Below are 26,944 nucleotides of genomic sequence, written 5' to 3' on the forward strand. Positions count from 1 at the left end.
GCGTTCCATGGATGCGGGGGGGACAACCGGCTGCGACTCTCGGCTTCGCCGACTTCGCCTCGGTCTACGAGAGCCGGTTCGCGAGGTGGCTCGAACCTTTCGGCGAGGACCTCAAGTCGGCCGACGCCGCCTCGAGCGAAAGGCTGCGCGAGTTGCAGGCTGCACTGGCAAGCCTGGTGATCAAACTCGACCACAGGGGCATCTACCGGTCATCGCACCAGAACGAGGCGGGCACGGAACCGAAATGGCTCACGCGATCCTGGGCGAAACAGCGCTGAACGCCATACCGGAGCATCGCCAGCTTCCACCCAGACGCCACTCCAGAAGTCAGGTGGCCTCTCCGATAAACCGTCTCAGAGGGGTTACTGACCGCCATGAACTTCCAATCTCTCTCCCTTCAGGACGACGGCCATGGAGCAGAAAGCCGTCACCGGCGAGAACGTGCCTACGCCGGTGGTCGACGTTGTTTCGATGCGGTGGCATCAATTGCCCTGGGCGCATCGACCCAGCATCCGGCCGACATAAATCGACCCTCCCGCAATCGATCGAGCCGCCGGCAGAGAACTTGCGGCTCTCGGGACGATCAGTCTGGTGGCCACAGCCTCGGGTCTCGTGGCTGACGAACCTGGACGGGTGGAGACAACCCTCGGCCTGGCGCTGGTCGGAGGCGCGGTCGGATGCGTATCCCTGCGCGCGCGTGGATGAGCGCCGCGTACAACCGGCCTGACGTACGCAGCCGTCACGGCCGCGCTCCTGGTCTCGTTCATCTCCAGTGGCGTCGGGATGACCGTCTGGTCTCCGGTACGCCACCACACCCTATGATCCTCGTGGCACTTGTGTCCGTGGCTGTGTACCTCATGCTGCTACGCAGAGTCTGGCGCCGAATGACGGCCCACGCGGCGGCTGTCGGTGATGTCGTGGCACTCAGGCAGCGAGCCGCCCGGCTCGATCCCCGCTGGGACCCCGAGCAGCGCACCTTCGGTGCCCCGGGCGCTGGCCTGGTCCGCTCGCTCTCCCGGTTCGGAGAGCGCAATGTCGCGCTCGGCACGCTAGGTGAACATTTCACCGCGAGCCTCTTGGAGCACCTCTGCCGAATGCTCGGCGTGCGCCTCGTGCATGGCTTGCGATTTCCCGGCTCCGTACGCGCGGACATCGACCACGCTGTGGTTGCCGGCAACCGGGTAGCGCTCATCGATTCCAAGCTATGGAAGCCCGCCCTTTACGAGCTGGACCCGTGGCGGAAGATCCTTGGCAACAAGCAGACGCACGCGGGCTACCACACGAGCCTCGGCACGGCGATCGAGCGCGTCCGCGCACTCATTCCGGCAGCCGAGGTGCGTGGCTGGATCGTGGTGCATCCCAACGCGCCCAGCACCGTCGGTGTCGTCAACTCGTGCACGTTCATGCAAGTGACAGGTCGGCGGGGCGATAATTTCAATGACCGGAATACTTCTGCGCCACGTCCGACTGGAAGCAAGCTATGTGTGACTCCCCTAGCATCTGCACGGATGCCGGGTTGTGCGACGCACCACCCGACCGCAACGGGGAGGAAACAGCATGGCTTCGTCGAGCGCAGCGCGCAGGTACCGCTACCTCATGACCTTGCACCGGCTGGACCGGCTCGCGTTGCTCAACCTCATGCGGCCCGCGTTCCCCGCGCTCGACGAGGACTACCTCCGGTCGTTGACCCGCGCCAAGATGATCGATGCCCTCCTCGATGCGCAGGCCGAGGCCGTTAACGACGCGTGGGACGAGGTCGATCGTTACCCCCTTCGACGGCCGGACTTTGGCACCTCAGCCCCGGACGGGCGCCTGTTCTTGCGTCGATCGAAGGTGCACGTGATCTGGCAGAGCGACTGGGAGCTGGCCGCGTGGGCTCTCGCCACCGACATCTCCGACAAGCACTGGCGGCTCTCCGGCGTCGACATCCAGCCAGGCGACCACCTCATCACCGCACTTGGCTGCGACCCGGCTCTTGTCGCCGCCCTCGAGGTAGTCCACGACGTCTCCGACGCGGACGTCACGGTGGGCCCGTCCTGGGTCTTCTCCGCCCCCGTCGCCGTGGCCGAGATCGAGGCCCGCATCGACGCCCGACTGCCACGCCGCTCCCACACGATGGAGGACGCCCAGGCCGACGCCGTGCTCGAGATCCTGCGGGAGCTCGTCGAGACACCGGCGCCGATCTTCGTCACCGCCGGAGCATGCGGGCCGAGCCACCCCGACCGCGGCACGGCGGTGCACGTCACCCGCATCCTCCAGGACGGTGCGGGGGCGGACGGCGAGCGGTGTGCGGCTTGCGACACCAGCACCGACGCCACCGAGCTGCACTACTTCCGGCCGGTGGCTCAGGACATCCAGCTGGAGATTCAGGACCACGTCGACGAGGCGGCGCTGCTCTGCAGCGGCTGTCACGGCTTGTGCCACGGCCCCTCGCTGGCAAAGCTGCGCGGTGCAGCCCGGCCCGCCTGCCCTCGCTGCGGGTCCCGCTGGCCCCAGGAGATTCAGTGGGGCTACCCCGGCCCGAACGCGTGCGAGGACGACGACGTCATCCTCGCCGGTTGTGTGTTGCCACCCGGCATCCTTCCCCGATGGCGGTGCCGAGAGTGTGAGACCTCCTACGCCGTCGTGGCTGTCCAGGAGGACGGCGAAGTACTGCCGGCGCCGGGCGTATGGGACCAGCCACGGGCGGCGGCTGACTGAGACCGGCTGCCCGCTCGCGGGTTGCCGGCCGCCCCACCGGCCAGCGGGCGGCTAACTCCGACAGCTACGAAGCGGTCACCAGCAGCATGGTGGCGTCGTCCTCGGACTCCAGCCCGGTCATCCGGTGCTCCAGGACCTCGAGATCGAGCGTGACGGCGGCGGTGGACCGCAGCTCCGCCAGGCGCCGCGTGAGCTCCGCGTGCCGGCGCTCGACGAGCCCGTCGCTGAACACCAGCAGCGACTCCCCCGGGCCGATGGTGAGCCGGCCGACCTCGGGACCTTCGCGCAGGAAGCCCAGCGGCGGGTTGCGCACGACGTCGGCGAACTTCGCTTCGCCATCGTGCAGGACCAGCGGCGCGAGGTGGCCGGCGCAGACGTAGTCCATGACGCCGGTGGCCGGGTCGAGCACGCCGGCCCACAGGGTCGCCATCTCGGCGGGCAGCAGCTGCTTGGCCAGCCGGTCCAGCGCCTCGAGCGCCGGCCCGACGGCGCCGTCGTGCGCCACGAGGAGCGTGCGCAGGCCGTTGCGCAGCTGGTTCATGGACGACGCCGCCGCCAGCCCGTGGCCGGCGACGTCGCCGACCACCAGGGCCACTTTCCCCGAGGCAAGCTCGAAGGTGTCGTACCAGTCTCCCCCCGACCCGTCCGCCGTCAGCGGGGCGGTACCGCGCCGTGATCTGCCAGCCGTCCGGCTGCGGCAGCCGCTGCGGCAGGGAGGAGCGCTGCAGCGCGAGGGCAGCGCCGAGGTCGGGCCGGGTGCGGCGGTAGAGCATCTCGACGACGAGGCGGCGCACCGCGGCGGCCGCCTCGACGTCATCGGCGGACCAAGGGCGGGAGGTGCCGCGCAGCACCTGCTGCCACTTGGAGAACGAGCGGCGCGGACCGAGGTGCCCCACGCCGTCGTCGTCGACCGTGAGGGGCTTCTCGTCCGGGTTGCCGCCCCAGGCGACCTCGCGGGTGACCTCGCGGCGGAACAGGGCGAGGGCGTCGCCGTCGGGCAGCGGCACGACGAGCGCGCCGGCCACCTCGCCCTGGGCTGGCGGCGTCGTGCCCCTGCCGTCGTCGTCCCGCGGCGGGACCGCGGCGGGCAGCGGCGGGAGGCCGGCGCCGGCGAGACCGGGCAGGGGCAGGTTGTCGAACAGAGAGATCATGTCCCAGCCATGCTATGCGTCCGCGCCGACACCGGCGGCCCCCGTGCACAGTGACACGTCGCTCAGGCCGCGGCGTCCGCCCGCCGGTAGGCGGTGACGGTGACAGAGACCGTGACGGCGACGGGTTCGGGCAGGGCCGCGACGGCGGGCAGGAGCGTCGCCCGGTCGACGTGATGGGCGCTCGGTCCCATCACGACGTCGTCGACCACGTCGCCGTGGGACAGCCGCGCCGTGTACTCGACGGCGACGGTGCGCACATCGTCGAAGCCGGCGAGCTGCTGCGCGAGGCGGGCGGCCTTGCCGGGCTCCACCGTCACCAGGCCGAGCGTCCGGACGAGCTCCTCCAGGTGCCGCGGCGTGGGGGGTGACGACCACGAGCGTGCCCCGCGGCGCGAGGATCCGGCCGATCTCGGGGACGTTGCGCGGGCCGAAGATGCTGAGCACGACGTCGGCCGCACCGTCGCGCAGCGGCAGCGGCTGCCGCACGTCCGCGCCGACGGCGGCCACCCGCCCGTGGGCGCGGGCCGCGCGGCGCAGCGCGGCGGTCGAGAGGTCGACCGCGAGACCCACCAGCCCCGGGTGCGCGTCGGCGACGGCCGCCAGGTAGTAGCCGGTGCCGCCGGCGAGATCGACGCACAGGCCCGCGGTGCCCGCCGGCAGGATCTTCGCGACCGCCCGGGCGACGGTCGCGTAGTGGCCGCGGGAGAGGAACGCCTCGCGGGCCTGGACCATGGCCGCGTCGTCGCCCGTCACGGTCCGCCGCCCGCCGGCGAGGAGCGAGACGTACCCCTGGCGGGCGACGTCGAAGGTGTGCCCGGCGCCGCACCGCACGACCCGGTCCTCGAGAGCGAGCGGCGACCGGCAGACCGGGCAGGCGAGGTGCTCGGCGACGAGCGCGAGACCGTTCCGGGCGGCGCCGTCGGCCTCGGTCATCAGGTGGCCAGCAGGCCCGCGACCCAGGCGCCGGTGGCGATCAGGGCGCCGGCCAGCTCGATGAGGATCGTCAGCCCCGTCGCCTTGATGGCAGCCACGGTGGAGCGCCAGGCGCCGCCGTGGTCACGGTGGCGCCCCATCTCGGAGAGGTAGACGCCGAGCACGAACCCTATCGGCAGCCCGATCACGGGGATGACGAAGAACCCGACGACGCCGAGCACGGCGCCCACCAGCAGTGTCCGGTTCGGCACGCCGGCGCTCTTGAGGTAGCGCCCGGCGTAGAGGTACTTCGCGACCCCGGCGACGGCGACGGCGAGCACGCCGACGACGGCGACGAGCCAGCCGACCGTCCCGCCCGTGACGACGCCCCACACCGCCACGGCGGCGGCGACGATGATGCTGCCCGGGTAGACCTGGATGACGGCGCCGACCAGCCCGACGACGATGACGAGCCCGACGATCAGCTCAGCGATGGGGTCCACGGTGCCTCATCCTGCCCTGCCGGCCGGCCGCGCGCCGCCTCAGCTCCAGAGGACGGCGACGGCGATGTTGAGCACGGTCAGCCCGGCGAGGCCGCCGAGGAAGCCCCGGGTGACGCGCTCCTGGTTCTTGGCGCCCCAGAACGCCATCGCGGTGATCACGAGCGCGACGACGAGCTTGACCGCGATCTTGATGTTGTCGAGGTCGCCGCCGCTCATCTCGCTCAGACCCACCACGACCACGCCGGCCACCAGCGCGGTCAGCGCGCCGTGCGTCACGCCCCTGGCGATGCGGGGCTCGCGCATGCTGGTCAGGGCACCGCCGAGCACGATGGCCCACCCGATCATGTGGATGACGACGAAGATGCCGGCCAGGATGTCCATGCCCGCGAGCTACGGTTGGCGACACCGCGTCACCGAACCAGGGGTCCGTGACGGCGCTCACAGGGCCGCGGCCACCCCTCGCGCTCGGCCGCCGGGCGCGGTCAGAGCAGGCGCCGGGCCGCCGCCCACCGCGTGAGCTCGTGGCGGGAGGAGAGCTGGAGCTTGCGCAGCACCGCCGAGACGTGGGTCTCCACCGTCTTGATCGAGATGAACAGCTCGCTCGCGACCTCCTTGTAGGTGTACCCGCGGGCGATCAGGCGCATGACCTCCCGCTCGCGGGCCGTGAGACGGTCGAGCTCGTCGTCGTGGACGGCGACGTCGGCGGCGGCGGTGCCGAAGGCGTCGAGCACGAACCCGGCCAGTCGCGGCGAGAACGCGGCGTCGCCGGCGGCGACCCGCCTGACGGAGTCCGCGAGGTCGGCGGCGCTGATGGCCTTGGTGACGTAGCCGCGGGCGCCCGCCCGGATGACGGCGACCACGTCCTCGCTGGCGTCGGAGACGGAGAGGGCGAGGAACTTCGTCGTCGCTAGGGTGTCCGCGCAGGCCGTGACCACCTCGGCACCCCCGCCGCCGCGCCCGCCCGGCAGGTGGACGTCGAGGAGGACGACGTCGGGCAGCAGCGCGTGCACGGCGGCCACGGCACCCTCGACGTCCTCCGCCTCGCCGACGATCGCGATGTCGGCCGCGTGCTTGGTGAGCTCCGCCCGCACGCCGGTGCGCACGAGGGCGTGGTCGTCGACGAGGAGGACCCGGATCTGCTGGTCGTTCACTGCTGCCCCTTCCGTGGCATGACGAGGTGGACCTCCGTGCCGCCGGCTCGCGTGCGCACCGCGGCACGCCCGCCGTGGCGGTCCATCCGCCCGATGATGGACTGTCGCACACCGTGCCGGTCCGCGGGCACCGCGTCGATCTCGAAACCGTCGCCGCGGTCGCGCACGAAGACCTCGGTCTGCTCCGGGGTCACCTCGACGTACAGGCTCACCGGCGGGCGACCGTGGCGCACGGCGTTCGACAGCGCCTCGCGGGCGGCGGCGGCGAGCGCCTCGGTGCCGGCGTCGGGCTCGGCGTCGCCGGCGGTGACGACGTCGATCGCGACGCCGTGGAGGTCTTCGACCTCGGCGGCCACCTGCCGCACGGCGTCGGCGGTGGACGTCCCCGGCGCGGGCCGGTCGGTGTAGAGCCACTCGCGCAGCTCGCGCTCCTGCGCCCGGGCGAGGCGCGCCACCTCCTCGTTGTCCCCGGCGCGCGAGCGGATCATCGACAGGGTCTGCAGGACGGAGTCGTGCAGGTGCGCGGCGATGTCGGCGCGCTCGGCCTCCCGGGCCCGGGCCTCACGCTCGGCGCCGAGCTCGCGGACGAGGCGCAGACCCAGCGGGGCGAGGACGACAGCGATCCCCGCCACGACGGCGAGCCCGGACAGGGTGGCCTGGACCAGCTCGAACGGCGACCCGCCCGGGCCGATGAGCAGGAGCGCGCCGACGACGGCGAGCGCAACTCCCCCGCCGACCCGCAGGACGATCCTCCCCCCGGGTCGTGCGTACGCCGTCGTCCTTGGCGGCGGCGGCGAGCTCCCCCCCAGGCGAGCGCCGCACCCGCCGCGACGAAGAGGGCGGGCACGAGCCAGCTCGAGGGCACGGCGACGTCCGTGCGCACGAGCAGCAGGATCACGGCGGAGAGCAGGAGGACGACGGCGATCGTCACGTCGCGTGCGGCGGGTGACAGCTGGCCCAGCCGCAGGCGGGGGGGCGAGCCGGCTCAGCCCGGCCGGCCGCACGGCCTCCAGGGGGTCCCCGGCCGGCACCGTGACCCAGAGCCACAGGTACATCAGCGCCCCGGCCCCGGCGCCGAGCGTGGTCAGGGCAAGCACGAGACGGACCCAGCCGACCGGCACGCCGAGGTGCGCGGCCACGCCCGTGCATACGCCGGCGACCCACCGGCCCTCGCGGGGGCGGCGCAGCGGCAGCCGGCGTCCGGCGCCGGGCACGGAGGTGGCACTCACGGGCCCATCGTCACACGTCCCACGCCGGCCGTACCGGGCCCTCCGCCCGTTCCAGGGTCGCGACCCGGGAAGTTCAGGGTCGGACCAGGGTCGTCCCCGATGGTCGCGGCCCCTGCCGGCGCGGTTGGCTGGTTCCATGACCACGAATGACAGCTCCCCCGAGCGGGGACGCCCGGAGCAGCCGCCCACGGGCGGCACCGGCGTCCCGCCGCACGGTGCTGTGCCCCCGCACGGCGCCGTCCCCCCGCACGGTGCTGTGCCCCCCGCACGGCACCGTCCCCCCGCAGCAGCCGACCTGGGCGGGCCCGCCGCGGCACGAGAGCACCGCCGGGTTCTTCGACTCGCTGCGCCGCACCGGCGTCTGGCGCGGGCAGGACCGGTGGATCGGAGGTGTCGCCGCCGGACTGGCGCGGCGCCTCGACGTCGATCCGCTCCTCGTGCGCGGCGTCCTCGTCGTGATGTCGTTCTTCGGCGGCCTGGGCCTCCTGCTGTACGGCCTGGGCTGGGCGCTGCTGCCCGAGGAGTCCGACGGCCGCATCCACCTCCAGGAGGCGCTGCGCGGCAACGTCGACGCGGCGCTCGCCGGTGCGGTCGCGTTCGCCGTCGTCGGCATCTCCCGCCCCGGCACCTGGTGGGGCAGCTGGGACTACTGGGGCGGCGGCTGGTTCCCGTTCGGCCTGGCGGTCCTGGCCCTGGTGGCGGTCGTCCTCGTGGCGGTCTCCCGCAGGAGCTCCACGCCACGGCCGCCCGCGGGCCGGCGGGGTCGCCCGCGGGCTGCGGCGGGGGCGGCTGGAGCGCTCGCGCAGCCCGTCCTGGCCGTGCTCGTCGTAGCGCCTGAGCCAGCGGTGGGCGCACTGGCGCGAGATGCCCATCGCCTTCGCGGCGTGGGCCACCGCCCAGCCCTCCTCGCGGACTCGCTGCACCAGCAGCCGGCGGCCGTGGACGGTCAGGCGGGCATTACGGTGGGACACGAGGACCTCCGGGCAGTAGCTGTGACTCTCGACAAGCCACACCTCACCCGGAGGTCCTCCTCACTTCAACGACCCACCGCGAGTGTCACCAACCTCCTGACCGGGTACAGCTAGGCGGCGTCTCGCTCCGGTAACCAGGGGGCGCCGGCACGGCCGACGGCGGCCGCTCGGGCGACGAGGCGGCGCCGGTACGACCGCGGTCGGCGCCCCGGTCCCTCCGTACGGGAAAGCCCGTGGCAGCACAAACGGCCGGGGCCCGCAGGATCACGTCCTGCGGGGCCCCGGCCGTCACTCGTGCGTGGGGTCTACTTGAACGCGTCCTTGACGTTCTCGCCTGCCTGCTTGAGGCTGCCCTTGGTTTGGTCGGACTTGCCCTCAGCCTCGAGGCTCTCGTCGTCGGTCGCCCTGCCGACGCCCTCCTTGAGCTTGCCCGCGTTCTTCTCGGCCGCGTTACCGACCTTGTCGTCCAGACCCATGGTGGCTCCTTCCTCTGGGGCCCCCGCCGGGGCGCGCTCCGGCCCCCTTCCCGGGGACGCTTCCACCGTAGATCGGGGCGATGCCCGCCGCACCCGGAGGCGTCGCCCGCCGCACCGGGAGGCGTCGCCCCCCGCCCGTCCCCGGGGCGCTGCGCCGGATCCGCCGGGGGTACGCCGCCTCGGACGGCGGCTCAACCGTTCTCCGGCGTCGTCCCGGCATGCGGACGCCCGCCCGGACGTGAACGTCGCGAAGAACACTGTGCGGACGGCCTGACGCCGGACGCCCCGGAATGCTCAACTGATCGCATGCCCTGCAGGCCCTTCGCGCTCCTCGCGTCCCGCGCCGACGACGTCGCGGCCGACGACGAGTACGAGTCCTACCTCCGCCACGGCCGCCTCCGACCGGACGAGCTGGTGCGCGTGCGCATGGAGGCCGGGACCTTCACGCCGCTGGACCTCGACCGCTTCGCCGGAGTGATCCTCGGCGGCAGTCCCTTCACCACCTCGGTGCCCGAGGGCCTCAAGAGTGCTACGCAGCGACGGGTGGAGGCGGAGCTCGCGCACGTCCTCGACGAGGTGCTGGGCCGTGACCTGCCGTTCCTCGGCGTCTGCTACGGAGTCGGCACGCTGGTGCCCCGCGCTGGCGGCACGGTCGACGGCACGTACGCGGAGAGCACCGCCGCCGTGCGCGTGACGGTGACCGAGGCCGGCCGCGCCGACCCGCTCCTGCACGACCTGCCGGAGACGTTCGAGGCCTACGTCGGGCACAAGGAGGCGTGCACCGCACTGCCGCCCGGCGCGGTGGTGCTGGCCACGTCGGAGGCCTGCCCGGTGCAGATGATCCGTCTCGGCTCGAACCAGTACGTCACCCAGTTCCATCCCGAGATGGACCGGGAAGCGGCCATCATGCGCATCAAGGTCTACCGCGACTCCGGGTACTTCCCCGCCCACGAGGCCGACTCGGTGATCGAGCGGATCGCCCCGGCCGACGTCAGCGCCTCCCACGCCGTGGTGCGGGCTTTCGTCGAGCGTTATCGCGACGGCGCGACGGAGCCGCGCGTGCGGCGAGCCGGCGCGGTCTCCACCGCTGCCGCGGTCACCGCGGCCCGGCAATGACCGTAGCCGCCGCCATCGCGTCACCCTCCGCGGTCACGACAGCCGCGCCCGCGACCATGCCCTAACTTCCCGTCCGCGTTCCCCGACGGGGACCCAGGGCGTGGTCGCGGGCGTCGCGTCGCCCGGCGGAGCCAGAGAGACGACGTCGGGTCGACGAAGCGAGAGACGACGTCGGGTCGACGAAACGAGAGACGACGCCGTCGCCGAAGCGGGCGACGACGCCGGTCGGCGTGGCGCGCCGCAGCCCCCCGTCGGAACGGCAGGAGCCCGGCGACCACGTGGGTCGCCGGGCTCCTCTCCCGTGCGGAGCGCCTGGTCCGTCAGGAACCGGGCTGCAGCTGACCGCCACCGCCGGCGCCGCCCCCGTCGGGCGCCGTCGGCATGTCACGCTGCTCGACGGTCGAGCCGTGCCCGACGGCGACCGGCTCGGGCTTGACGATCTCGCCGGCCGGCACACCCGTGAAGGTGAACATCCCCAGCAGGCCCTCGCCCTCGGCGTCGACCAGGATCTTCTGACCGGGCTTGACGTCACCGAAGAGGATCTTCTCGGAGAGCACGTCCTCGATCTCGCGCTGGATCGCGCGACGCAGCGGACGGGCCCCGAGCACCGGGTCGTACCCGCGCTCGGCGAGCAGCTCCTTGGCGGCGGGCGTGAGCTCGATCGTCATGTCCTGGTCCCGCATGCGCGTGTCCAGGCGGGTGATCATGAGGTCGACGATCTGGATGATCTCGGCCTCGGACAGCTGCGGGAAGACGATGACGTCGTCCACACGGTTGAGGAACTCGGGCCGGAAGTGCTGCTTGAGCTCCTCGTTGACCTTGGTCTTCATCCGCTCGTAGCTGTTGGACAGCTCGCCCTGCGCCTGGAAGCCGGTCAGCAGGCCCTTGGCGATGTCCCGCGTGCCGAGGTTCGTCGTCATGATGATGACGGTGTTCTTGAAGTCGACCACCCGGCCCTGCGAGTCGGTGAGGCGACCGTCCTCGAGGATCTGCAGCAGCGAGTTGAAGATGTCCGCGTGGGCCTTCTCCACCTCGTCGAACAGGACCACCGAGAACGGACGACGGCGCACCTTCTCGGTGAGCTGGCCGCCCTCCTCGTAGCCGACGTACCCGGGCGGGGAGCCGAAGAGCCGCGAGACGGTGTGCTTCTCGGAGAACTCCGACATGTCGAGCTGGATGAGCGCGTCCTCGTCGCCGAAGAGGAACTCGGCGAGCGCCTTGGCCAGCTCGGTCTTCCCGACGCCGGTGGGGCCGGCGAAGATGAACGAACCGCCGGGGCGCTTGGGGTCCTTCAGACCGGCGCGGGTGCGGCGGATCGCCTGCGAGAGCGCCCGGATGGCCGTGTCCTGGCCGACCACGCGCTTGTGCAGCTCGTCCTCCATGTGGAGGAGCTTCGAGGACTCCTCCTCGGTGAGCTTGAAGACCGGGATGCCGGTGGACATCGCCAGCACCTCGGCGATGAGCTCCTCGTCGACCTCGGAGACCGCGTCGAGGTCGCCGTTCTTCCAGGCCTTCTCGCGCTGGAGGCGGCGCTCGCCCAGGGTCTTCTCCTGGTCGCGCAGGCGCGCGGCCTTCTCGAAGTCCTGGTCGTCGATCGCCGACTCCTTCTCGCGGCGGACCTCGGCGATGCGCTCGTCGAGCTCGCGCAGCTCCGGCGGGGCCGTCATGCGGCGGATGCGCAGGCGCGCGCCCGCCTCGTCGATGAGGTCGATCGCCTTGTCCGGCAGGAACCGGTCGGAGACGTAGCGGTCCGCCAGGGTGGCGGCGGCCACGAGCGCCTCGTCGGTGATGGAGACGCGGTGGTGCGCCTCGTACCGGTCGCGCAGGCCCTTGAGGATCTCGATGGTGTGCGCGAGCGTCGGCTCGGCCACCTGGATCGGCTGGAACCGGCGCTCGAGGGCCGCGTCCTTCTCGATGTGCTTGCGGTACTCCTCGAGGGTGGTCGCCCCGATGGTCTGGAGCTCGCCACGGGCCAGCATGGGCTTGAGGATGCTGGCCGCGTCGATGGCGCCCTCGGCGGCGCCCGCCCCGACGAGTGTGTGGATCTCGTCGATGAACAGGATGATGTCGCCGCGGGTGCGGATCTCCTTGAGCACCTTCTTCAGGCGCTCCTCGAAGTCACCGCGGTAGCGCGACCCGGCCACCAGGGAGCCGAGGTCGAGGGTGTAGAGCTGCTTGTCCTTCAGCGTCTCCGGCACGTCGCCGCGGACGATGTCCTGGGCGAGGCCCTCGACGACGGCCGTCTTGCCGACGCCCGGCTCGCCGATCAGCACCGGGTTGTTCTTGGTGCGGCGGGACAGCACCTGCATGACCCGCTCGACCTCCTGCTTGCGGCCGATGACGGGGTCGAGCTTGCCCTCGCGGGCGGCCTGGGTGAGGTTGCGCCCGAACTGGTCGAGGACGGCGGAGCCGGAGGGCTGGCCCTCCGTGGGGCCGCCGGCCGACACGGGCTCCTTGCCCTGGTAGCCCGAGAGCAGCTGGATGACCTGCTGGCGGACACGGTTGAGGTCCGCGCCGAGCTTGGTGAGCACCTGGGCGGCGACACCCTCGCCCTCGCGGATGAGGCCGAGCAGGATGTGCTCGGTGCCGATGTAGTTGTGGCCGAGCTGCAGCGCCTCGCGCAGGGACAGCTCGAGGACCTTCTTGGCTCGCGGCGTGAACGGGATGTGGCCCGACGGGGACTGCTGCCCCTCGCCGATGATCTCGGTGACCTGCGCACGCACCGCCTCGAGCGAGATGTCGAGGGCCTCGAGCGCCTTGGCGGCGACGCCCTCTCCCTCGTGGATCAGGCCGAGGAGGATGTGCTCGGTGCCGATGTAGTTGTGGTTGAGCATCCGCGCCTCTTCCTGGGCGAGGACGACCACACGACGGGCACGGTCGGTAAATCGTTCAAACATGTGCACTCCTCACGGGCGGCTACCTCGGCCGGTGCTCGGCAGCACGGGGTCTGGGCAGCGTTCGTCAAGGCTAACGGCGGGAGGGGCGCGGAACTGCCCGTGTTCGCCACCGGCGTGACGCGGCACGCTCCGCTCGCGCGCGTAGCGCGGTGGGGCACACTCACGGCGCGGCTGCGGGCCCGGCAGCGCCTCGACGGGGACCTCACCGCCGGCGGCCCTACCCCAGCTCGCGGCTGAAGGCCTCCAGCGCCCGGTCGTCGTGCAGGACGAACCGCACCAGCTCGACGGCGGTCGTCCCGACCTCCCGCACGTCCGTGCCGCAGACCTCGACGCCGTCCCGGTTCTCCTGGCGGGAGCCGAAGGCGCCGACCGCCCCGACGGCGATGCGCGCCACCTCGTCGACGTCCCAGCCGTAGGCGCGGCGCTCACGGCCGGGAAGGCGACGGTGGGGGGCGCCGACCTCGGTGGCCACCACGAGGCAGCTGGTGAAGCAGGAGGCCAGCAGGTCGGGGTCGGTCTGCCCGCGGCGGGCGTTCGGGCCGACGGTGTGGATGACCCAGCGGGCGCGCAGCCGGTACCCCGCCGTGGGCACGGCACCGCCCACGGGCAGCCCGTCGGGCAGCTCCGTCCGGCGCAGCTCCATGCACTCCGCGAGCAGCTCCGGCCCGGCCGCCCGGTGGATCGCCCCGTCCACGCCGCCGCCGCCCAGCAGCGAGGAGTTGGCGGCGTTGACGATCGCGTCGACGTCCTCGTGGGTGATGTCGCCCCTGACGGCCTCGATCCTCATGTCCGGATCCTCTCGTGTCCGCGGCCGGCCGGACCGGCCCGTCCACGGCCCACCTGACCCGCGCCTGCCCTGTGGACCCCGGGCCGCGCGTGACCACCAGCGCGCGGACGGGACAGCGTCGGGCCGGTCCCTGCAGCCTCCGCCCGGCGCACGACCCACGCCGGCCGCACGCCGCTCAGACCTCGACGAGCAGCGTCACGGGACCGTCGTTGACGAGCTCGACCGCCATGTCGGCGCCGAACCTGCCGGTGGCGACCTCCACACCACGCTCGCGCAGCGCGTCGGCGACGGCGTCGACGAGAGGCTCCGCGACCGCGCCGGGGGGCGGCGTGGTTCCAGGTCGGCCGCCGGCCCTTGCGCACGTCGGCGTAAAGCGTGAACTGGGAGACCACGAGGACCGGGGCACCGTCGTCGAGGACGGAGCGCTCGTCGCGCAGGATCCTCAGCTCGGCGACCTTCCGGGCGAGCCGCGCGACCTGCTCCGGGCCGTCGTCGTGCGTGACGCCCACGAGGGCGAGCAGGCCCGGTCGGTCGATCGCCCCGACCACCTCCCCGCCGACCGTCACCGACGCACGGGTGACCCGCTGGAGGACCGCCCTCACCAGCCGCCGCCCTGCGGCCCCCGCCGCCCGCCCCCGTAGCTGCGGACCTCGGGCCGGACGTCGGCGAGGTAGACGCCGGCGGGGACGACGGCGACGAACATGGCGAACGTGCCGAAGATGCCGAGGCCCAGCGGCGGGGGGATCGCGATGAAGCCGACGAGAGCGCCGGCCCCCGTCAGCAGGACCCAGAACCTCTTCGTGCGCTTGCCCGCGTAGGTGAAGGCACCGGCGGGGCGCCGGGCGGCGTCGAGCAGCGCCCAGAGCTCGATCCCGAGCAGGATCAGGGAGAGCACGAGGAACAGCAGCACCTGCACGTTGGCGATCACTCCCGCAGCGTAACGAGAGCCGGTCGCGCGGCGGCCCCGGCACCGCGGCAGGGCACTATGGGTGGGTGGACCTCACACCTTCGACCGGCCCGGCCCGTCGTGGCGTGCTCGCGGCCGGCGCCGGACTGCTCACCGTCCCGCTGCTCGCCGCGTGCGGCGGCAGCGGTGGTGACGGTGGTGACGGTGGTGACGCTGACGCCCAGGACTCCCGCGCCGCTCCTCCGTCGTCGGCGGCGGGCACGAGGCTGCTGAGCCTGGCGGACGTCCCCGTGGGCTCCGGCGTCGTGCTGGAGGTGCAGGGCGCGTCCGTGGTGGTGGTGCAGCCCCAGGAGGGCACCGCGAAGGCGTTCAGCGGGGTGTGCACCCATCAGGGCTGCGTCGTCCAGATCGGCCGCACGGACATCACCTGCCCGTGCCACGGGTCGGAGTTCTCCTTCACCGACGGAAGCGTGGTCACCGGGCCGGCCGGCCGGCCGCTGCCGCCCGTACCGGTGACGGTCGTCGACGGTGACGTGGTGCTCAGCTGATCCGGGAGTCTCCCTCCGGGAGCTGACCCAGGGCCTGCCCCCGGGACATGCCGGTCATCTGCAGCGAGTCCACGACCAGCGAGCGCAGCAGCGACACCAGCGTCTGCTTGCGCCACCCCTCGTGCGCGTGCAGCTCGGGGTCGAGGTCCCGGGAGACGCGCACGAGGGTCGCGCGGGCGTGCTCGGGAGGGTCTCCGCTGCCGATGGCGGCGGCGAGCGAGTTCAGCGCCAGCGTGATGGTCTCGACGTCGGCGGCGATGTCGGGCGACGCCCCGTCCTCCTCGATCGCCACGACGGCGCGGCGGCACACCACCCGGGCGTTGCGCATCGCGCGGTCGGCGAGCGTGGTGATCCTGCCGAGCTCCGCGATGGTGGCCCGCTCGGCCCGCAGGGCCGGGTTGACCCGCACCACCTCCTTGGCGCTGCGCACGGCGACGACCCACCCGTCGAGGCCGCCCTGCGTGCCGCGCCCCTGCGCCAGGGCGTCGCCGTGCCTCCGACGAGCGCCGCCGTCGCGGAGTCCGCGAGGAGCCGCCGCCGGTGGTCGGCGAGAAGCACGGGCCGGCGCCCGGTCAGCAGGTGCCGCTCCGGGAACTCCGTCAGCGGCAGCCCGAGCCCCTCGACGGCGGAGACGAGCGCGGGGCCCCAGGTTCCGGCGTCGTCGCTGTGCCCGATGATCCGCAGCGGCCCGAGGCCGTCCCCGGTGACCGCGTCCGACGCGGCGAGGACGAGGCAGGCGAACGCCCGCGTGGTGGCCACGGCGGCCTGCGCGAGAGCGTTGATGATGCCGCGGGGGTCGCTCCCCTCGGCCAGCCGGGCGGCGGCACCGGCGAGCGCCGACGCCTCCCGCTGGGCCCGGCGGATGCGGCTGGTGTCGTGGAAGATGGCCGGAGCCACCTCGCCCAGCGGTGTCCGCACCACGGTCCCGGACCAGGTCATCTCGCGCTCGGTGCCGTCGTCGCGCACCACGGTGCTGGTGTAGAACCCCGTGTCGCCGTCCCGCTGGTCCGACTCGAGCGCGAGCAGGGCGTCGCGCTCGTGCGGCGCGAACGAGAGCAGGTAGTCCTTGCCGTAGAGCTCCTCGAAGGGCTTGCCGACGAGGCTGGCACCGGCGGGGTTGAGATAGAGCCACGTGTGCTCGTCGCCCGTGATGCACACGCCGTAGGAGCTCTTCTCGATGATCTCGACGAGGACGTCGATCCCGAGCGAGCGCAGCACCTCGTGACTCGCCGGAGGCCGAACCTTGTCGAGGGTTCCCTGCGGCGGTTCGGCGGAGACCCCGTGGACCACGCTCGGATGCTAGTACCTCCGATCATCCTTGAGGATGAGGTTCCGCTCCGTATCTCCGCCTACGTTTGGCGCGTGAGATCGGAGTTCTGGCAGCGGCACCGCAGGTGGCTCGGGCAGTCGCCGGTGCTGGTCGACGTCCTGCTCGCCGCGTTCGTCACGCTGCTGGGCCTCGTCTCGCTCACCGCCGCGCGGGCGGGCCAGCACTCCCCCGACCTGCTCGGCGTCGTCCTCGTCCTCCTCAGCGGCCTGCCGGTCGTCATCCGCTCGGCCGCACCGATCGCCACGCTCGCCGTGACCCTGCTGGCGTCCCTGACGGTGTTCGGCCTGGGGTACGCGCAGGTCAACGGTGGCCTCGGCGCTCTGTTCTGCCTGTACTCGGTCGCCGCGCTGCGGCCCCGCCGCACCAGCCTGCCCGTCGGCATCGCCACGCTCGTCGTGATCGCCGTCGCGCTGGCAATCGTGCCGGTGCCGGACGTCGCGGTCGTCGACGTGGCCGTGAACCTGCTCGCCGCCGCCCTGTTCTGGGGCGCCGGCGCCTGGTCCCAGACCCGCCGCCGCTACGTGCGGGGGCTGGAGGAGCGCAACGCCGCCCTGCTGCAGGCCCGGGAGTCGCAGGCGAGGGCGTCGCTCGTCGAGGCGCGCGGCGCCGTCGCGCGCGAGATCCAGGACGTCGTCGGCCACAGCGTGATGGCGATGACGGTCCAGGCGACCGCCGCCCGGCGTCTCCTTGCCCTGGACCCGGAGGCCGCCGACGCGGCGCTCGCCCAGGTGGAGGGGCTCGGACGCACCGCGATCGACGAGGTGCGGCGGGTCCTCGGGCTGCTGGGCGACGACGCGCACGCCGAGACCCGCCCGCAGCCCGGCCTGGACCAGATCGAGGAGCTCGTCGACGCCGCGCGCAGCGACGGCCTCGACGTCGAGCTCGAGATGTCCGGGTTCGACTCACCGGTCCCGGCCGGCGCCGGCCTGACGGTCTACCGGGTGGTCGAGGAGGCGCTGCGCAACGCGACGCAGCACGCCGGGCCCGCGCGCGTCGTCGTCAAGCTCCGCCGGACCGGCAGCCACGTCGAGGTCAGCGTGAGCGACGACGGTCGCGGCGCGCCGAGCTGGCGCGCGGACTCCGCCCCGGGCACGGGGGATGCTGTCGCTGACGGAGCGGGTCGAGTCCTACGGCGGGGAGCTCACGGCGGGGCCGCGGCGGGGTGGAGGATTCGTGGTGACCGCCGCCGTCCCGGCCGCCGCCGGAGCAGTTTCGAACACCTCACGAGGACGGAGCCAGATGTGATCAAGGTGCTGCTCGTCGACGACCAGCCGCTGCTGCGGACCGGGTTCTCGATGGTGCTGCAGTGCGAGCCCGACCTGACGGTCGTCGGCGAGGCGGCCGACGGCGCGGTCGCGCTGGCCCAGGTGAGGGCGCTGCAGCCCGACGTCGTGCTGATGGACATCCGGATGCCCAACATGGACGGGATCGAGGCCACGCGCCGGATCACCGCCGCCGGCTCCGTGCCGAAGGTGCTGGTGCTGACGACGTTCGACCACGACGAGTACGTGGTCGAGGCGCTGCGCGCCGGCGCGTCCGGCTTCCTGCTCAAGGACGTCCCGGCGGACGACCTCGTCGAGGCGGTCCGCGTGGTGCACCGGGGCGAGGCCATCGTGGCGCCGAGCGTCACCCGCCGGCTGCTCGACCGGTTCGCCGACCACCTCCCCTCCGCCGCCGCCCCGACGGCGGCCCCCGACTTCTCGGAGCTCACCGAGCGCGAGCGGGAGGTGCTGCTGCTGGTCGCGCGCGGCATGTCGAACGCGGAGATCGCCGCGCACCTCGTGGTCAGCGAGACCACGGTCAAGACCCACGTCAGCAACGTCCTGGCCAAGCTGGGGCTCCGCGACCGGGTGCAGGCGGTCGTGCTGGCGTACGAGTCCCGGCTGGTGGCGCCGAGCTAGAGCGCGCCGGCCGGCGACCACCCGAACGCCGGCGCCACGTGGCGGACGATGCTCTCCAGCAGGTGCGCGTTGTACTCCACCCCGAGCTGGTTCGGCACGGTCAGCAGGACGGTGTCCGCGGCGAGCACGGCGGCGTCCCTGCTCAGCTCCTCCGCGATGACGTCCGGCTCCCCGGAGTAGCTCTTGCCGAACCGGGCGCGGACGCCCTCGAGCATCCCGACCTGGTCGTGCTGCTCGTCGTCGCGGTCGCCGAAGTAGGCACGGTCCAGGTCGGTGGTGATCGGGATGACGCTGCGACTGACGGAGACCCGCGGCTCCCGTTCCCAGCCCGAGTCGCGCCACGTGCTCCGGTACACCTCGATCTGCTCGGCCTGCAGCTCGTCGAACGGCACGCCGGTGTCCTCGCTGAGGAGCGTGGAGCTCATGAGGTTCATCCCCTGCTCCGCGGTCCACCGGGCGGTGGCGCGCGTGCCGGAGCCCCACCAGATCCGGTCCGGCAGGCCCGGCGAGAGCGGCTGGACCGCGAGCGGCGCGTCGGTGCCGGTCCGGCGGGGATCGGCGCGCGCCACCCCGGCGCCGGCGATCGCGGCGCGGAAGATCTCGGTGTGCCCGCGCGCCATGTCGGCGTCGGTCTGTCCCTCCCCCGGCACGTACCCGAACGACTCGTACCCGCGAAGCGCCGTCTCCGGGGACCCACGGCTCACGCCGAGCTGGAGCCGCCCGCCGCTGATCAGGTCCGCGGCCCCCGCCTCCTCGGCCATGTACAGCGGGTTCTCGTAGCGCATGTCGATCACCCCGGTGCCGATCTCGATGCGGCTCGTCCGCGCCGCGACGGCGGCGAGCAGCGGGAACGGGGAGGCGAGCTGGCGGGCGAAGTGGTGCACCCGCACGTACGCGCCGTCGACGCCGAGCTCCTCCGCCGCGACGGCGAGCTCGACGGTCTGCAGGAGCGCGTCGGCGGCCGTCCTGGTCCGGGAGCCGGGCACCGGCTGCCAGTGCCCGAAGGAGAGGAAGCCGATGCGCTTGCGGTGGGTCCCGCCGTCGTCGCTCATCCCCGCATGCTGTCAGTCCGGCCCGACGTCGACCAGCGTGAGCCGCACGCGGGTGCTGTCGCCGACCTCGAGCCGCTCGGCCGTGCGCACGGCCTTCTTGATCGGCAGCACGTAGGTGCGCCGCTTGCTGTCGGGGAAGATCGAGGTGCGCCAGACCGTCCCGCCCACGGTGACCTCCACCCGCACGGACCCGAAGCCGCGCGCGAACGGGGCGGTCAGCTCGAGCACCTCGTCGGCGACGTCGGTGGGCACGGACACGAACGTCCAGCTGTCGGTGCGCCGGGCCTCCCACTGCCAGAGGTCGGCGTCGAACTCGTACGTCACGGCGGCATGCTCCTGGTGCGGCGTCCGTGGGTCAACCGGTTTCGGGGGCGAAACCGGGCCGGGTGCTCCGACCACGGCACCCGCCGTCGCGCACTGGTGGCCCGTCCCTCTGCGTGCGCCGAGGACCGGCCGACCGCTCGACGGGCGAGGACGGGGCTGAGAGGGTGGGACGGTGACCGACCTCGCCGTCCCCGCCGCACCCGTCCGCACGCACGTCGTCACCGGCGCCGACTCGGCGGTGGGGGGCCGATCTGGTCGAGCTGCTCCGTTCCGCCGGGGACCGGGTGATCACGTGCGGGACGGGCGACGCGGTGGACGTGCGCGCCGAGCTGGGGACCGCACGCGGGCGCGCCTCGCTGGTGGCGGCGGTCGCGCGGCTCGCGCCCGAGGGCCTCGACGGCGCTGCCCTGGTGGCGGAGACCGACACGCCCGGTCCGGCGAGCGTGGCCGTGAACTACTTCGGGACCGTCGCGGTGCTCGAGGGGCTCCGTCCGCTCCTCGCCCGCCGGCCCGCGCCTCGCGCCACGGTGGTCACCTCGGCCGCCGCGCTGTCGGCCGGGGACCTGGAGATCGTCGACGCCTGCCTCGCGGGCGACGAGGCGACGGCGAGGGCCTCCGCGGGGGTCGCCGTCGTCCAGGGCCGCGGCAGCGTCGTCTACCGGTCGACGAAGATCGCGCTGAACCGCTGGGTCCGCCGCCAGGCCGCGGAGACCCGGTGGGCCAGTGCCGGCATCACGCTGAACGCCGTCGCGCCCGGCGTCGTCGACTCCCCCGCCGGCACGAGATCCGGCACGGCCACGCAGGCGCAGTTCCTCGCGCTCGGGCTGCCCCAGCCGCTCGGCATGCCGGGGCCGGTCCGCGCCGTGACGAGCGCGATCGCCTGGACGCTCGCCGAGGAGAACGCCTCCATGACGGGCCAGGTGCTCTTCGTCGACGGCGGCGCCGACGCGGTGCTGCGCGGCGAGGGCCCGTACGAGAACGGCGTCCGCCACAGCCCCGCCGCGGTGGGCCGGATGCTCCTCCGGGCGGCGGTCGCGCGCCTGCGGGGCTGAGCCGCGCCTAACGCTTCCGGGTGTCGCCGAACATGGCGGTGCCGACGCGGATCAGCCCCCGGGCGGCGGCGTACGTGACCAGCGCGATCGCGGCGATCTCGACGACGGCGTGGGACCGCCTGCGTCCGCCCGCTCCCGCAGTCCGTGCGGCCTTCCGGCGCCGCGCGGCGCCGAGCCTGCTGTGCTCCGCGGCGGGACAGGTCTCCTCGGGGCCGTCGACGAGGTAGTGGTGACCGTCGGGCGTCGTGTGGACGTGCATGCTGGCGGTGGGGTCGGTCATCCTTCTGGTCCTTCGACGTCAGGCGGGCTGGTTCACCCGGTATATCCGAAAACGATGGGTGCAGGCAGTTCCGTCCGCCACTCGCAGGACCGGAGATGCGTCACACCCGGGCGCCCGCGAGCACCCGCGCGAGGAGGTCGACCTGGTCGGCGCACCCGTGCGCGGACGGGCGCAGCCGCGGGCCCGCGCGGATCGTCGTCGTCCGCGCCGCGCCACGTGCCATGCTGGTACGGAGGCGAGGCGGGAGCTGAGACGTGACTGACGCGCGGGAGGCCATCGACCGGTTGCTCGCCGGGCACGGCCACCACCCGCGGTCGGTCCGTCCGCTCGGGTCGGGGCTGGACCACACCGCCTTCGAGGTCGACGGCGACCTCGTCGTCCGGCTCTCCACCGACGCCGACCGGGCCGAACGGTCCAGCGAGGTGCGCCGGGAGGCCGAGCTGCTGCGGCGCGTCGCCCGGATCAGCCCGCTGCCGGTACCGGTGCCGCTGCTCACCGACCCGGACGGCGGTCTGCTCGCCTACCGCAAGCTCCCCGGCGATCCGCTCCTCGGCGCTCCGGACACCGCCGTGCGCGCCGGGGCGGTCGGCGCGGCGCTCGGCGAGCTGCTCGCGGTGCTCCACGAGCAGCCGCCGGAGGACTGGCGCGACGTCGTCGACGACGACGACACCCCGCCCACCGCCTGGCTGGAGGAGGCCCAGGAGACCTACGCGGAGGTGGCGTCCTGCATCCCGGCGGCGTGCCGGGGCGCCGTCGAGGCCTTCCTCGACGCGCCGCCGCCGCCGGCGGCGGCGCGCCGGGTTCTCTCGCACAACGACCTCGGGATCGAGCACGTGCTCGTCGACCGGGCGACGGGCGAGGTGACGGGCGTCATCGACTGGGCCGACGCGGCCCTGGTGGACCCGGCGCGCGACCTGGGGCTGATCCTCCGCGACCTCGGCGACGACGGCCTCGAGGCCTCGCTCGCGGCAATGCGCACCCGCCAGGGTGCGGACGCCCGCACCGACGCCGACGGTCTGCGCGGGCGCGCCCGCTTCTACGCCCGGTGCGGCCTGCTCGAGGACCTGGCGTACGGCGTCGGGTCCGGCCGCGAGGCCTACGCGCGCAAGAGCCTGATCGTCCTTCCCCGGCTCTTTCCTCCGGAGCCGCCGACCACCCCGTGACCCGCGGGTGCGACGGCGACGGCGCGTCGGTCAGGGCACTCCGGTCAGGACCGGGCCGCGGCGCCCGGGGAGCCGAGTGGTGCTGACCCTGTTGAGCAGGCGCGAGAGCCGCACGACGGGACGGGTGCGACGACGTCGCAGGCTGTCGTACCGGCGCAGGCCCTCCTCGACGGAGGAGGCCGCAGCGAGGGCGTCGGCCAGGCAGACGGCGTCGACGAGCGACTCGCAGGCTCCTCGGCCGAGGTTCGGCGCCATGGCGTGGGCCGCGTCACCGACCAGGACGTGCCGCCCGTCGACGTAGGTGGGCAGCGGCGGGAGGTCGAGCAGGGTGCGGCGGTCGATCCCGTCGTCGGTGACGGCGCCGACGACGCGGCGCACCGCGGGGTGCCAGTCGCGGTAGAGCTCTCCGAGGAACTGCGCCTGGCTCAGCCCGGCCGGGCGGCGGTCGAGCAGGTCTGCACGGAAGCAGGCGAACCAGTTCGTGCTGTCCGGCGCCTGGGGGGTGATCCCGAAGATCCGCCCCCTGCCCCACGTCTCCGTGACGGAGGCGACAGCACCCGGCACGGTTCCCCGGAGGGCGACCGTTCCCAGCGGGCGTGGCGCCACGGGGGTCACGGCGGCGCGGACGACACTGTGGATGCCGTCGGCGCCGACGACGACGTCGGCCTCCGGGAGGTCCGCGAGGTCCCGGACGGGCGTGCTCCACTCGACCGTCCCGGCGGGCAGGCCGTCGAGCAGTGCCGCGTGCAGGACGGGCCGGGACACCAGGTGCACGGGCGGGCTGGGCAGCCCGACGACGACCCTGCCGTCCGGCCGGAGGATCGCTGCGCCGAGCTCACCGTGCGCGCCGGCGACTCCGCGCCGTGGCACCCGGGCCGCTGCGCGGAGCTCGTCGTGGGCGGCTCCGTCGTCGGCCACGCCGGCGAGCTGCACCCCAAGGTGAGCGCGGCGCTGGAGCTGCCGCAGCGGACCGTGGCGTTCGAGCTCGACCTCGACGCCGTCCTCGCCGCCGGCCCGGCCGAGCCGGTCCAGGTGGACCCGGTCTCGACGTTCCCGCTGGCGAAGGAGGACGTCGCGCTCGTGGTCGACGACTCCGTGCCTGCCGCCGACGTGCTCGCGGCCGTCGTCGAGGGTGCCGGGGACCTGGCCGAGGAGGTGCGTCTCTTCGACGTCTACACCGGCGACCAGCTGGGGGGAGGGCAAGAAGTCACTCGCGTTCGCGCTCCGGCTGCGGGCCGCGGACCGCACGCTCGTGCCGGTCGACGCCCTCGGCACGGGGGGTCGCGCTGGACGGCGAGCAGCTGCGCTCGGCGCTGGGCCCGGACGCGGACGTCCGCGCCTACGTGTGTCACAGGGCTTGGGTCCGCTCGGCGGTCCGGCTGCCCGTCGTCGACGAGCGGGACCCCACTCCCTACTGGCTGGTGTGCACGCGCCGGCCCAGCCGGCTCCTGGCCGTGCTGGGCGGGCGCTGAGGGGTCAGGCCGCGCACTCGGAGCAGACGAGCTGCCCCTGGTCCTCGTACGCGAGCTGGCTGCGGTGGTGCACCAGGAAGCACTTCGCGCAGGTGAACTCGTCCGCCTGCCGCGGCAGGACACGCACCGAGAGCTCCTCGCCGGACAGGTCGGCGCCGGGGAGCTCGAACCCCTCGGCGGCCTCTGCCTCGTCCTCGTCGACCGAGGGGGAGTTCTTCTCCGCGCGCCGAGCCTTCAGCTCCTCGATCGAGTCCTCGGAGAGGTCCTCTTCGTTCTTGCGCGGTGCGTCGTAGTCTGTCGCCATCTCGGCGTCACGCTCCGGTTCTTCGAATCGTCATGGGTGGTCGTCGGCCGTGCGGCCGCGTCCCCCGGGTCAACGTCCGGACGGCACGTTTGTTCCCGAGGTCAACGGATTGTGCACCACGGACCGCGCGCACGCACAGGCGTTTCCCCCGTTCCGGGGCCGTCGGTGACCGACTTCACAGGGGTCAGGCGCCGGCGCGGCGCAGGGCCGCGGCGAGCTCGTCCACGAGGGCCGCCGGGCCCGCGACGGTCATGGCGCGCGAGGCGGGTCCGGCGTCGAGCCCCTGGACCGCTCCGCCCGCCTCGGCGACGACCAGCGAGCCGGCCGCCATGTCCCAGGGGTTCAGGCCGCTCTCGTAGTAGGCGTCGAGCCGTCCGTCCGCCACCAGGCACAGGTCGATGGCGGCCGACCCGATCCTGCGGATGTCGCGCACCTGGGGAAGCACGCGCGCGACGACGGCCGCCTCCCGGGGTGCGCTCGTCGACCGTGTAGCCGAACCCCGTGCCGACGAGCGCCTCGCCGAGCGGCGGCGCGGTGCGCGGGCCGAGCCGCTCCCCGTCACGGAAGGCGCCCAGGCCGCGCCCGGCCGTCCAGGTGGTGCCGTCAGGCACGGCGTGCACGCACCCGGCCTGGAGGGTCCACCCGAGCGGGTCGGTACCTCCCGTGACGACGGCGACCGACACCGCGTACGACGGGATGCCGTAGAGGAAGTTCACCGTGCCGTCGATGGGGTCGACCACCCAGGTCAGTCCGGAGGTGCCGGCCGCGACCCCCTCCTCCTCGCCCAGGACGCCGTCGTGGGGGCGGGCGGCCGCGATCCTCGCCCGCAGCAGCGCCTCGACCTCCTCGTCGACGGCGGTGACCACGTCGACGGCGGAGGACTTCGTGCGCGCGACGCCCCCGTGGTCGCCGGTGCGGGCGCGCACGTGGTCGCCCGCCGCACGCGCCAGCTCCTCGCAGAGCGTCATCAGCGCCGCCGGGGTCGGGGGGCCTGCGCGGGGCGGTGCGGCGCCCGTGCGGGTCGGCGGGCCGGCCGGCGACGTCGCGCTCGCAGGCCGACGCGGCGAAGCGCGCCGCCGCGAGGTCGAGGGCGACGGAGACGACGGAGCGGCCCGCGCGGGCGAGGTCGGTGGCGACGGCGACCTGCGGGAGGTGCGGGTGGCGTGCTGGAGGGTCTGCTCGAGCAACGGGGAGGTGGTGCCCTCGGCGCGGGCCGCCGCGAGCGCGCGCCGGACCTGCCCGGTGATCTCGCGCTCGCCGACCACCATCGAGTCCAGCCCGGCGGCCACCTCGAACAGGTGGGACACGACCTGCTCGCCGCTCGCGGGCCGCATGAGGCGGGCGACCTCGTCGACGTCGGCGCCGGAGGTGCGGGCGACAGCACGGTAGGCGGCCGCGGTGGCGGCGGCCTCGCCCCCGGCCTCGTCGGCGTCGAGGTAGACCTCGAAGCGGTTGCACGTGGCCAGCACGACGGCCCCGTTGACGGCAGGGTCTTCCGCCACGACCTGACGGCCGAGGGCGTTCGCACCGGAGCTGAGGCGGTCGATGTCGGCGAGGTCCAGGTCGTGGTGGTTGGCGGAGAGCATCAGAAGCACCACAAGACCCACATTGAACCATTCCGCCGGCGGCCAGGCACAATGGCCCCCGTGACGAATTCGACCACCCCCGCCGACGTATCCGTGGAAATGCCCGCCCCCGCGCTGCTCCGGGCATTTCGTGGTGACCGACCCGACACCCTTCCGGTGTGGTTCATGCGACAGGCCGGCCGCTCGCTGCCGGAGTACCGGAGCCTGCGCGAGGGGGTCGGGATGCTCGACGCGTGCCTGCGCCCCGAGCTCGCGGCCGAGATCACGCTGCAGCCGGTGCGCCGCCACGGGGTCGACGCGGCGATCCTGTTCTCGGACATCGTGGTGCCGCTCAAGCTGGCCGGCGTCGAGGTGGAGATCGTCCCCGGCGTGGGCCCCGTGGTGGCGGAGCCCGTGCGCACCGCGAGCGACGTGGACCGCCTCCTGACCCACCGCCCGGGCGACCCGTCCGCCGTCGTCGAGGCGATCCGGATCATCCTCGACGAGCTCGGCGCGGCCACGCCGCTGATCGGCTTCGCCGGCGCCCCGTTCACGCTCGCCGCGTACCTGGTCGAGGGCCGGCCCTCCCGCGACCACCTGGCGGCGCGCGGCCTCATGCACGCCGACCCGACGACGTGGCGGCGCCTCATGCGCTGGACCGCGGACCTCACCGGCGACTTCCTGCGGACCCAGGTCCTCGCCGGCGCCGCGCGGCGCAGCTCTTCGACTCCTGGGCGGGCTCCCTCTCGCTCGCCGACTACGAGGCGCACGCCGCCCCGTTCAGCGCGCGGGCGCTGGGCCACGTCGAGGACCTCGGCGTCCCGCGGGTGCACTTCGGCACGGGCACCGGCGAGCTGCTGGTGGCGATGCGGGACGCCGGCGCGGACGTCGTCGGCGTGGACTACCGGATCCCGCTGGACGAGGCGAACCGCCGCCTGGGCGGGCAGACCCCGCTGCAGGGCAACATCGACCCCGCCCTGCTCACCGCCCCGTGGCCGGTGCTGGAGGCGCACGTGCGCGACGTCGTCGAGCGGGGCCGGTCCGCGCCCGGCCACGTGGTCAACCTGGGCCACGGCGTGCCGCCGACGACGGACCCGACGGTCCTCACCCGCGTCGTCGAGCTCGTCCACTCCCTGTGACCGCTCCCCTCCCG

28 protein-coding genes and 8 pseudogenes are annotated in these 26,944 nt (G+C 73.7%); 13 read left to right on the forward strand and 23 right to left on the reverse strand.

Annotated elements, in window-relative coordinates:
• Window positions 1-11: 11 nt before the first annotated feature.
• The 3 genes and pseudogenes from DA06_RS13955 (at window position 12) to DA06_RS13965 (ending at window position 2,700) form a co-directional block, all read left to right on the forward strand.
• Window positions 12-278, forward strand: coding sequence for a hypothetical protein (locus tag DA06_RS13955; protein WP_043501063.1), 267 nt, complete (start codon window positions 12-14; stop codon window positions 276-278).
• 606 nt (window positions 279-884) lie between these two features.
• Window positions 885-1,247, forward strand: a pseudogene (locus tag DA06_RS13960) (nuclease-related domain-containing protein); the annotation flags it as partial.
• A 310-nt stretch (window positions 1,248-1,557) separates the two neighbouring features.
• A complete protein-coding gene (locus tag DA06_RS13965; protein ID WP_043501066.1) occupies window positions 1,558-2,700 on the forward strand; it encodes a hypothetical protein in 1,143 nt (380 codons plus the stop codon).
• 64 nt (window positions 2,701-2,764) lie between these two features.
• Here the strand turns inward: DA06_RS13965 and DA06_RS13970 are convergent, their stop codons facing one another.
• The 7 genes and pseudogenes from DA06_RS13970 to DA06_RS14000 form a co-directional block, all read right to left on the reverse strand.
• Complete coding sequence (locus DA06_RS13970) at window positions 2,765-3,517, reverse strand: PP2C family protein-serine/threonine phosphatase (RefSeq protein WP_418605281.1); 753 nt, start codon at window positions 3,515-3,517, stop codon at window positions 2,765-2,767.
• Window positions 3,516-3,851: pseudogene (locus DA06_RS13975) on the reverse strand (hypothetical protein); the annotation flags it as partial. The gene DA06_RS13970 and the pseudogene DA06_RS13975, both read right to left, overlap by 2 nt.
• Before the next feature lie 12 nt (window positions 3,852-3,863).
• Window positions 3,864-4,784, reverse strand: coding sequence for a putative RNA methyltransferase (locus DA06_RS13980; protein WP_418605282.1), 921 nt, complete (start codon window positions 4,782-4,784; stop codon window positions 3,864-3,866).
• On the reverse strand, window positions 4,784-5,266 hold the full coding sequence (locus tag DA06_RS13985; RefSeq protein WP_418605283.1) for a DUF456 domain-containing protein: 483 nt from the start codon (window positions 5,264-5,266) through the stop codon (window positions 4,784-4,786). The genes DA06_RS13980 and DA06_RS13985 overlap by 1 nt, the downstream gene beginning before the upstream one ends.
• A 39-nt stretch (window positions 5,267-5,305) precedes the next feature.
• Entirely contained in the window at window positions 5,306-5,647 is a 342-nt protein-coding gene (locus DA06_RS13990; protein ID WP_043501072.1) for a hypothetical protein, read from the reverse strand.
• Window positions 5,648-5,748: 101 nt separating this feature from the next.
• Complete coding sequence (locus DA06_RS13995) at window positions 5,749-6,417, reverse strand: LuxR C-terminal-related transcriptional regulator (RefSeq protein WP_043501074.1); 669 nt, start codon at window positions 6,415-6,417, stop codon at window positions 5,749-5,751.
• Window positions 6,414-7,646 (reverse strand): ATP-binding protein, encoded by a 1,233-nt coding sequence (locus DA06_RS14000; RefSeq protein ID WP_052436757.1) that lies wholly within the window; start codon window positions 7,644-7,646, stop codon window positions 6,414-6,416. The genes DA06_RS13995 and DA06_RS14000 overlap by 4 nt, the downstream gene beginning before the upstream one ends.
• 146 nt (window positions 7,647-7,792) lie before the next feature.
• On the opposite strand from DA06_RS14000, the pseudogene DA06_RS14005 reads away from it, so the two are divergent.
• A pseudogene (locus DA06_RS14005) lies at window positions 7,793-8,158 on the forward strand (PspC domain-containing protein); the annotation flags it as partial.
• A gap of 231 nt (window positions 8,159-8,389) precedes the next feature.
• On the opposite strand, the pseudogene DA06_RS14010 reads toward DA06_RS14005, so the two are convergent.
• Both DA06_RS14010 and DA06_RS14015 read right to left on the reverse strand, forming a co-directional pair.
• Window positions 8,390-8,617: pseudogene (locus tag DA06_RS14010) on the reverse strand (leucine zipper domain-containing protein); the annotation flags it as partial.
• Between the two features lie 305 nt (window positions 8,618-8,922).
• Window positions 8,923-9,093, reverse strand: a complete 171-nt coding sequence (locus tag DA06_RS14015; RefSeq protein WP_043501088.1) for a CsbD family protein — start codon at window positions 9,091-9,093, stop codon at window positions 8,923-8,925.
• Window positions 9,094-9,173: 80 nt separating this feature from the next.
• Here DA06_RS14015 and DA06_RS14020 point away from each other — a divergent pair, with 80 nt between their 5' ends.
• Window positions 9,174-9,335, forward strand: coding sequence for a hypothetical protein (locus DA06_RS14020; protein WP_418605285.1), 162 nt, complete (start codon window positions 9,174-9,176; stop codon window positions 9,333-9,335).
• A gap of 64 nt (window positions 9,336-9,399) precedes the next feature.
• Window positions 9,400-10,209, forward strand: coding sequence for a glutamine amidotransferase (locus DA06_RS14025; protein WP_043501091.1), 810 nt, complete (start codon window positions 9,400-9,402; stop codon window positions 10,207-10,209).
• A gap of 320 nt (window positions 10,210-10,529) precedes the next feature.
• Here the strand turns inward: DA06_RS14025 and DA06_RS14030 are convergent, their stop codons facing one another.
• The 4 genes and pseudogenes from DA06_RS14030 to DA06_RS14045 all read right to left on the reverse strand — a co-directional run bounded on the left by DA06_RS14030 (window position 10,530) and on the right by DA06_RS14045 (window position 14,821).
• Window positions 10,530-13,106: an ATP-dependent Clp protease ATP-binding subunit gene (locus tag DA06_RS14030; RefSeq protein ID WP_043501094.1), complete on the reverse strand. Its 2,577-nt coding sequence runs from the start codon at window positions 13,104-13,106 to the stop codon at window positions 10,530-10,532.
• Between the two features lie 217 nt (window positions 13,107-13,323).
• On the reverse strand, window positions 13,324-13,893 hold the full coding sequence (locus DA06_RS14035) for a macro domain-containing protein (protein ID WP_043501096.1): 570 nt from the start codon (window positions 13,891-13,893) through the stop codon (window positions 13,324-13,326).
• A gap of 175 nt (window positions 13,894-14,068) precedes the next feature.
• Window positions 14,069-14,495: pseudogene (gene dtd, locus DA06_RS14040) on the reverse strand (D-aminoacyl-tRNA deacylase).
• Window positions 14,492-14,821, reverse strand: a complete 330-nt coding sequence (locus DA06_RS14045) for a DUF2516 family protein (protein ID WP_043501098.1) — start codon at window positions 14,819-14,821, stop codon at window positions 14,492-14,494. Before DA06_RS14045 ends, dtd begins: the two are co-directional and overlap by 4 nt.
• 65 nt (window positions 14,822-14,886) lie before the next feature.
• Here DA06_RS14045 and DA06_RS14050 point away from each other — a divergent pair, with 65 nt between their 5' ends.
• Window positions 14,887-15,348: a Rieske (2Fe-2S) protein gene (locus DA06_RS14050; protein ID WP_043501099.1), complete on the forward strand. Its 462-nt coding sequence runs from the start codon at window positions 14,887-14,889 to the stop codon at window positions 15,346-15,348.
• Here the strand turns inward: DA06_RS14050 and DA06_RS14055 are convergent.
• Together DA06_RS14055 and DA06_RS14060 are read right to left on the reverse strand one after the other, a co-directional pair.
• Window positions 15,341-15,640, reverse strand: a complete 300-nt coding sequence (locus DA06_RS14055) for a hypothetical protein (RefSeq protein ID WP_418605287.1) — start codon at window positions 15,638-15,640, stop codon at window positions 15,341-15,343. The two genes, DA06_RS14050 and DA06_RS14055, sit on opposite strands and share 8 nt — an antisense overlap.
• The gene (locus DA06_RS14060) at window positions 15,571-16,638 is read right to left on the reverse strand and encodes a PAS domain S-box protein (protein ID WP_418605288.1); all 1,068 of its coding nucleotides are present in this window, start codon (window positions 16,636-16,638) and stop codon (window positions 15,571-15,573) included. The genes DA06_RS14055 and DA06_RS14060 overlap by 70 nt, the downstream gene beginning before the upstream one ends.
• Window positions 16,639-16,710: 72 nt before the next feature.
• Between DA06_RS14060 and DA06_RS14065 the strand changes: the two genes are divergently transcribed.
• Window positions 16,711-18,579, forward strand: a complete 1,869-nt coding sequence (locus DA06_RS14065) for a response regulator (RefSeq protein WP_418605289.1) — start codon at window positions 16,711-16,713, stop codon at window positions 18,577-18,579.
• Here DA06_RS14065 and DA06_RS14070 read toward each other — a convergent pair.
• Window positions 18,576-19,631 (reverse strand): LLM class flavin-dependent oxidoreductase, encoded by a 1,056-nt coding sequence (locus DA06_RS14070; RefSeq protein WP_043501108.1) that lies wholly within the window; start codon window positions 19,629-19,631, stop codon window positions 18,576-18,578. The genes DA06_RS14065 and DA06_RS14070 overlap by 4 nt on opposite strands.
• A gap of 12 nt (window positions 19,632-19,643) precedes the next feature.
• The gene (locus DA06_RS14075; protein ID WP_043501110.1) at window positions 19,644-19,955 is read right to left on the reverse strand and encodes a DUF1905 domain-containing protein; all 312 of its coding nucleotides are present in this window, start codon (window positions 19,953-19,955) and stop codon (window positions 19,644-19,646) included.
• Between the two features lie 317 nt (window positions 19,956-20,272).
• Between DA06_RS14075 and DA06_RS14080 the strand changes: the two genes are divergently transcribed.
• Window positions 20,273-21,007 carry an SDR family oxidoreductase gene (locus DA06_RS14080; protein ID WP_418605291.1) on the forward strand — a complete coding sequence of 245 codons (735 nt, stop codon included), beginning with the start codon at window positions 20,273-20,275 and terminating at the stop codon, window positions 21,005-21,007.
• Window positions 21,008-21,014: 7 nt separating this feature from the next.
• Here DA06_RS14080 and DA06_RS14085 read toward each other — a convergent pair whose 3' ends face one another.
• Together DA06_RS14085 and DA06_RS14090 are read right to left on the reverse strand one after the other, a co-directional pair.
• Window positions 21,015-21,287: a hypothetical protein gene (locus DA06_RS14085; protein WP_043501112.1), complete on the reverse strand. Its 273-nt coding sequence runs from the start codon at window positions 21,285-21,287 to the stop codon at window positions 21,015-21,017.
• Window positions 21,288-21,387: 100 nt separating this feature from the next.
• On the reverse strand, window positions 21,388-21,510 hold the full coding sequence (locus DA06_RS14090) for a hypothetical protein (protein ID WP_418605292.1): 123 nt from the start codon (window positions 21,508-21,510) through the stop codon (window positions 21,388-21,390).
• A 31-nt stretch (window positions 21,511-21,541) separates the two neighbouring features.
• Between DA06_RS14090 and DA06_RS14095 the strand changes: the two genes are divergently transcribed.
• Window positions 21,542-22,450 (forward strand): phosphotransferase family protein, encoded by a 909-nt coding sequence (locus tag DA06_RS14095; protein ID WP_418605293.1) that lies wholly within the window; start codon window positions 21,542-21,544, stop codon window positions 22,448-22,450.
• 30 nt (window positions 22,451-22,480) lie between these two features.
• Here the strand turns inward: DA06_RS14095 and DA06_RS14100 are convergent, their stop codons facing one another.
• A complete protein-coding gene (locus tag DA06_RS14100) occupies window positions 22,481-23,383 on the reverse strand; it encodes an FAD-dependent monooxygenase (RefSeq protein WP_418605294.1) in 903 nt (300 codons plus the stop codon).
• Between DA06_RS14100 and DA06_RS14105 the strand changes: the two are divergent.
• Both DA06_RS14105 and DA06_RS14110 read left to right on the forward strand, forming a co-directional pair.
• Window positions 23,291-23,596, forward strand: a pseudogene (locus DA06_RS14105) (phenylalanine--tRNA ligase subunit beta); the annotation flags it as partial. The gene DA06_RS14100 and the pseudogene DA06_RS14105 overlap by 93 nt on opposite strands.
• Before the next feature lie 167 nt (window positions 23,597-23,763).
• Entirely contained in the window at window positions 23,764-23,922 is a 159-nt protein-coding gene (locus DA06_RS14110; protein ID WP_418608016.1) for a DUF3093 family protein, read from the forward strand.
• Between the two features lie 4 nt (window positions 23,923-23,926).
• Here DA06_RS14110 and DA06_RS14115 read toward each other — a convergent pair whose 3' ends face one another.
• From DA06_RS14115 to DA06_RS14125, 3 genes and pseudogenes are all read right to left on the reverse strand, one after another.
• On the reverse strand, window positions 23,927-24,226 hold the full coding sequence (locus DA06_RS14115) for a DUF4193 domain-containing protein (RefSeq protein WP_043501130.1): 300 nt from the start codon (window positions 24,224-24,226) through the stop codon (window positions 23,927-23,929).
• Window positions 24,227-24,410: 184 nt separating this feature from the next.
• On the reverse strand, window positions 24,411-24,788 hold the full coding sequence (locus DA06_RS14120; RefSeq protein ID WP_418608018.1) for an inositol monophosphatase family protein: 378 nt from the start codon (window positions 24,786-24,788) through the stop codon (window positions 24,411-24,413).
• Window positions 24,751-25,812 (reverse strand): annotated as a pseudogene (locus tag DA06_RS14125) (inositol monophosphatase family protein); the annotation flags it as partial. The pseudogene DA06_RS14125 and the gene DA06_RS14120, both read right to left, overlap by 38 nt.
• 99 nt (window positions 25,813-25,911) lie before the next feature.
• Here DA06_RS14125 and hemE point away from each other — a divergent pair.
• Window positions 25,912-26,930 (forward strand): annotated as a pseudogene (gene hemE / locus DA06_RS14130) (uroporphyrinogen decarboxylase).
• The last annotated feature ends 14 nt before the right edge of the window (window positions 26,931-26,944 follow it).

Source organism: Georgenia sp. SUBG003, from assembly GCF_000715355.2.
In the GTDB taxonomy this organism is placed as follows: domain Bacteria; phylum Actinomycetota; class Actinomycetes; order Actinomycetales; family Actinomycetaceae; genus Georgenia.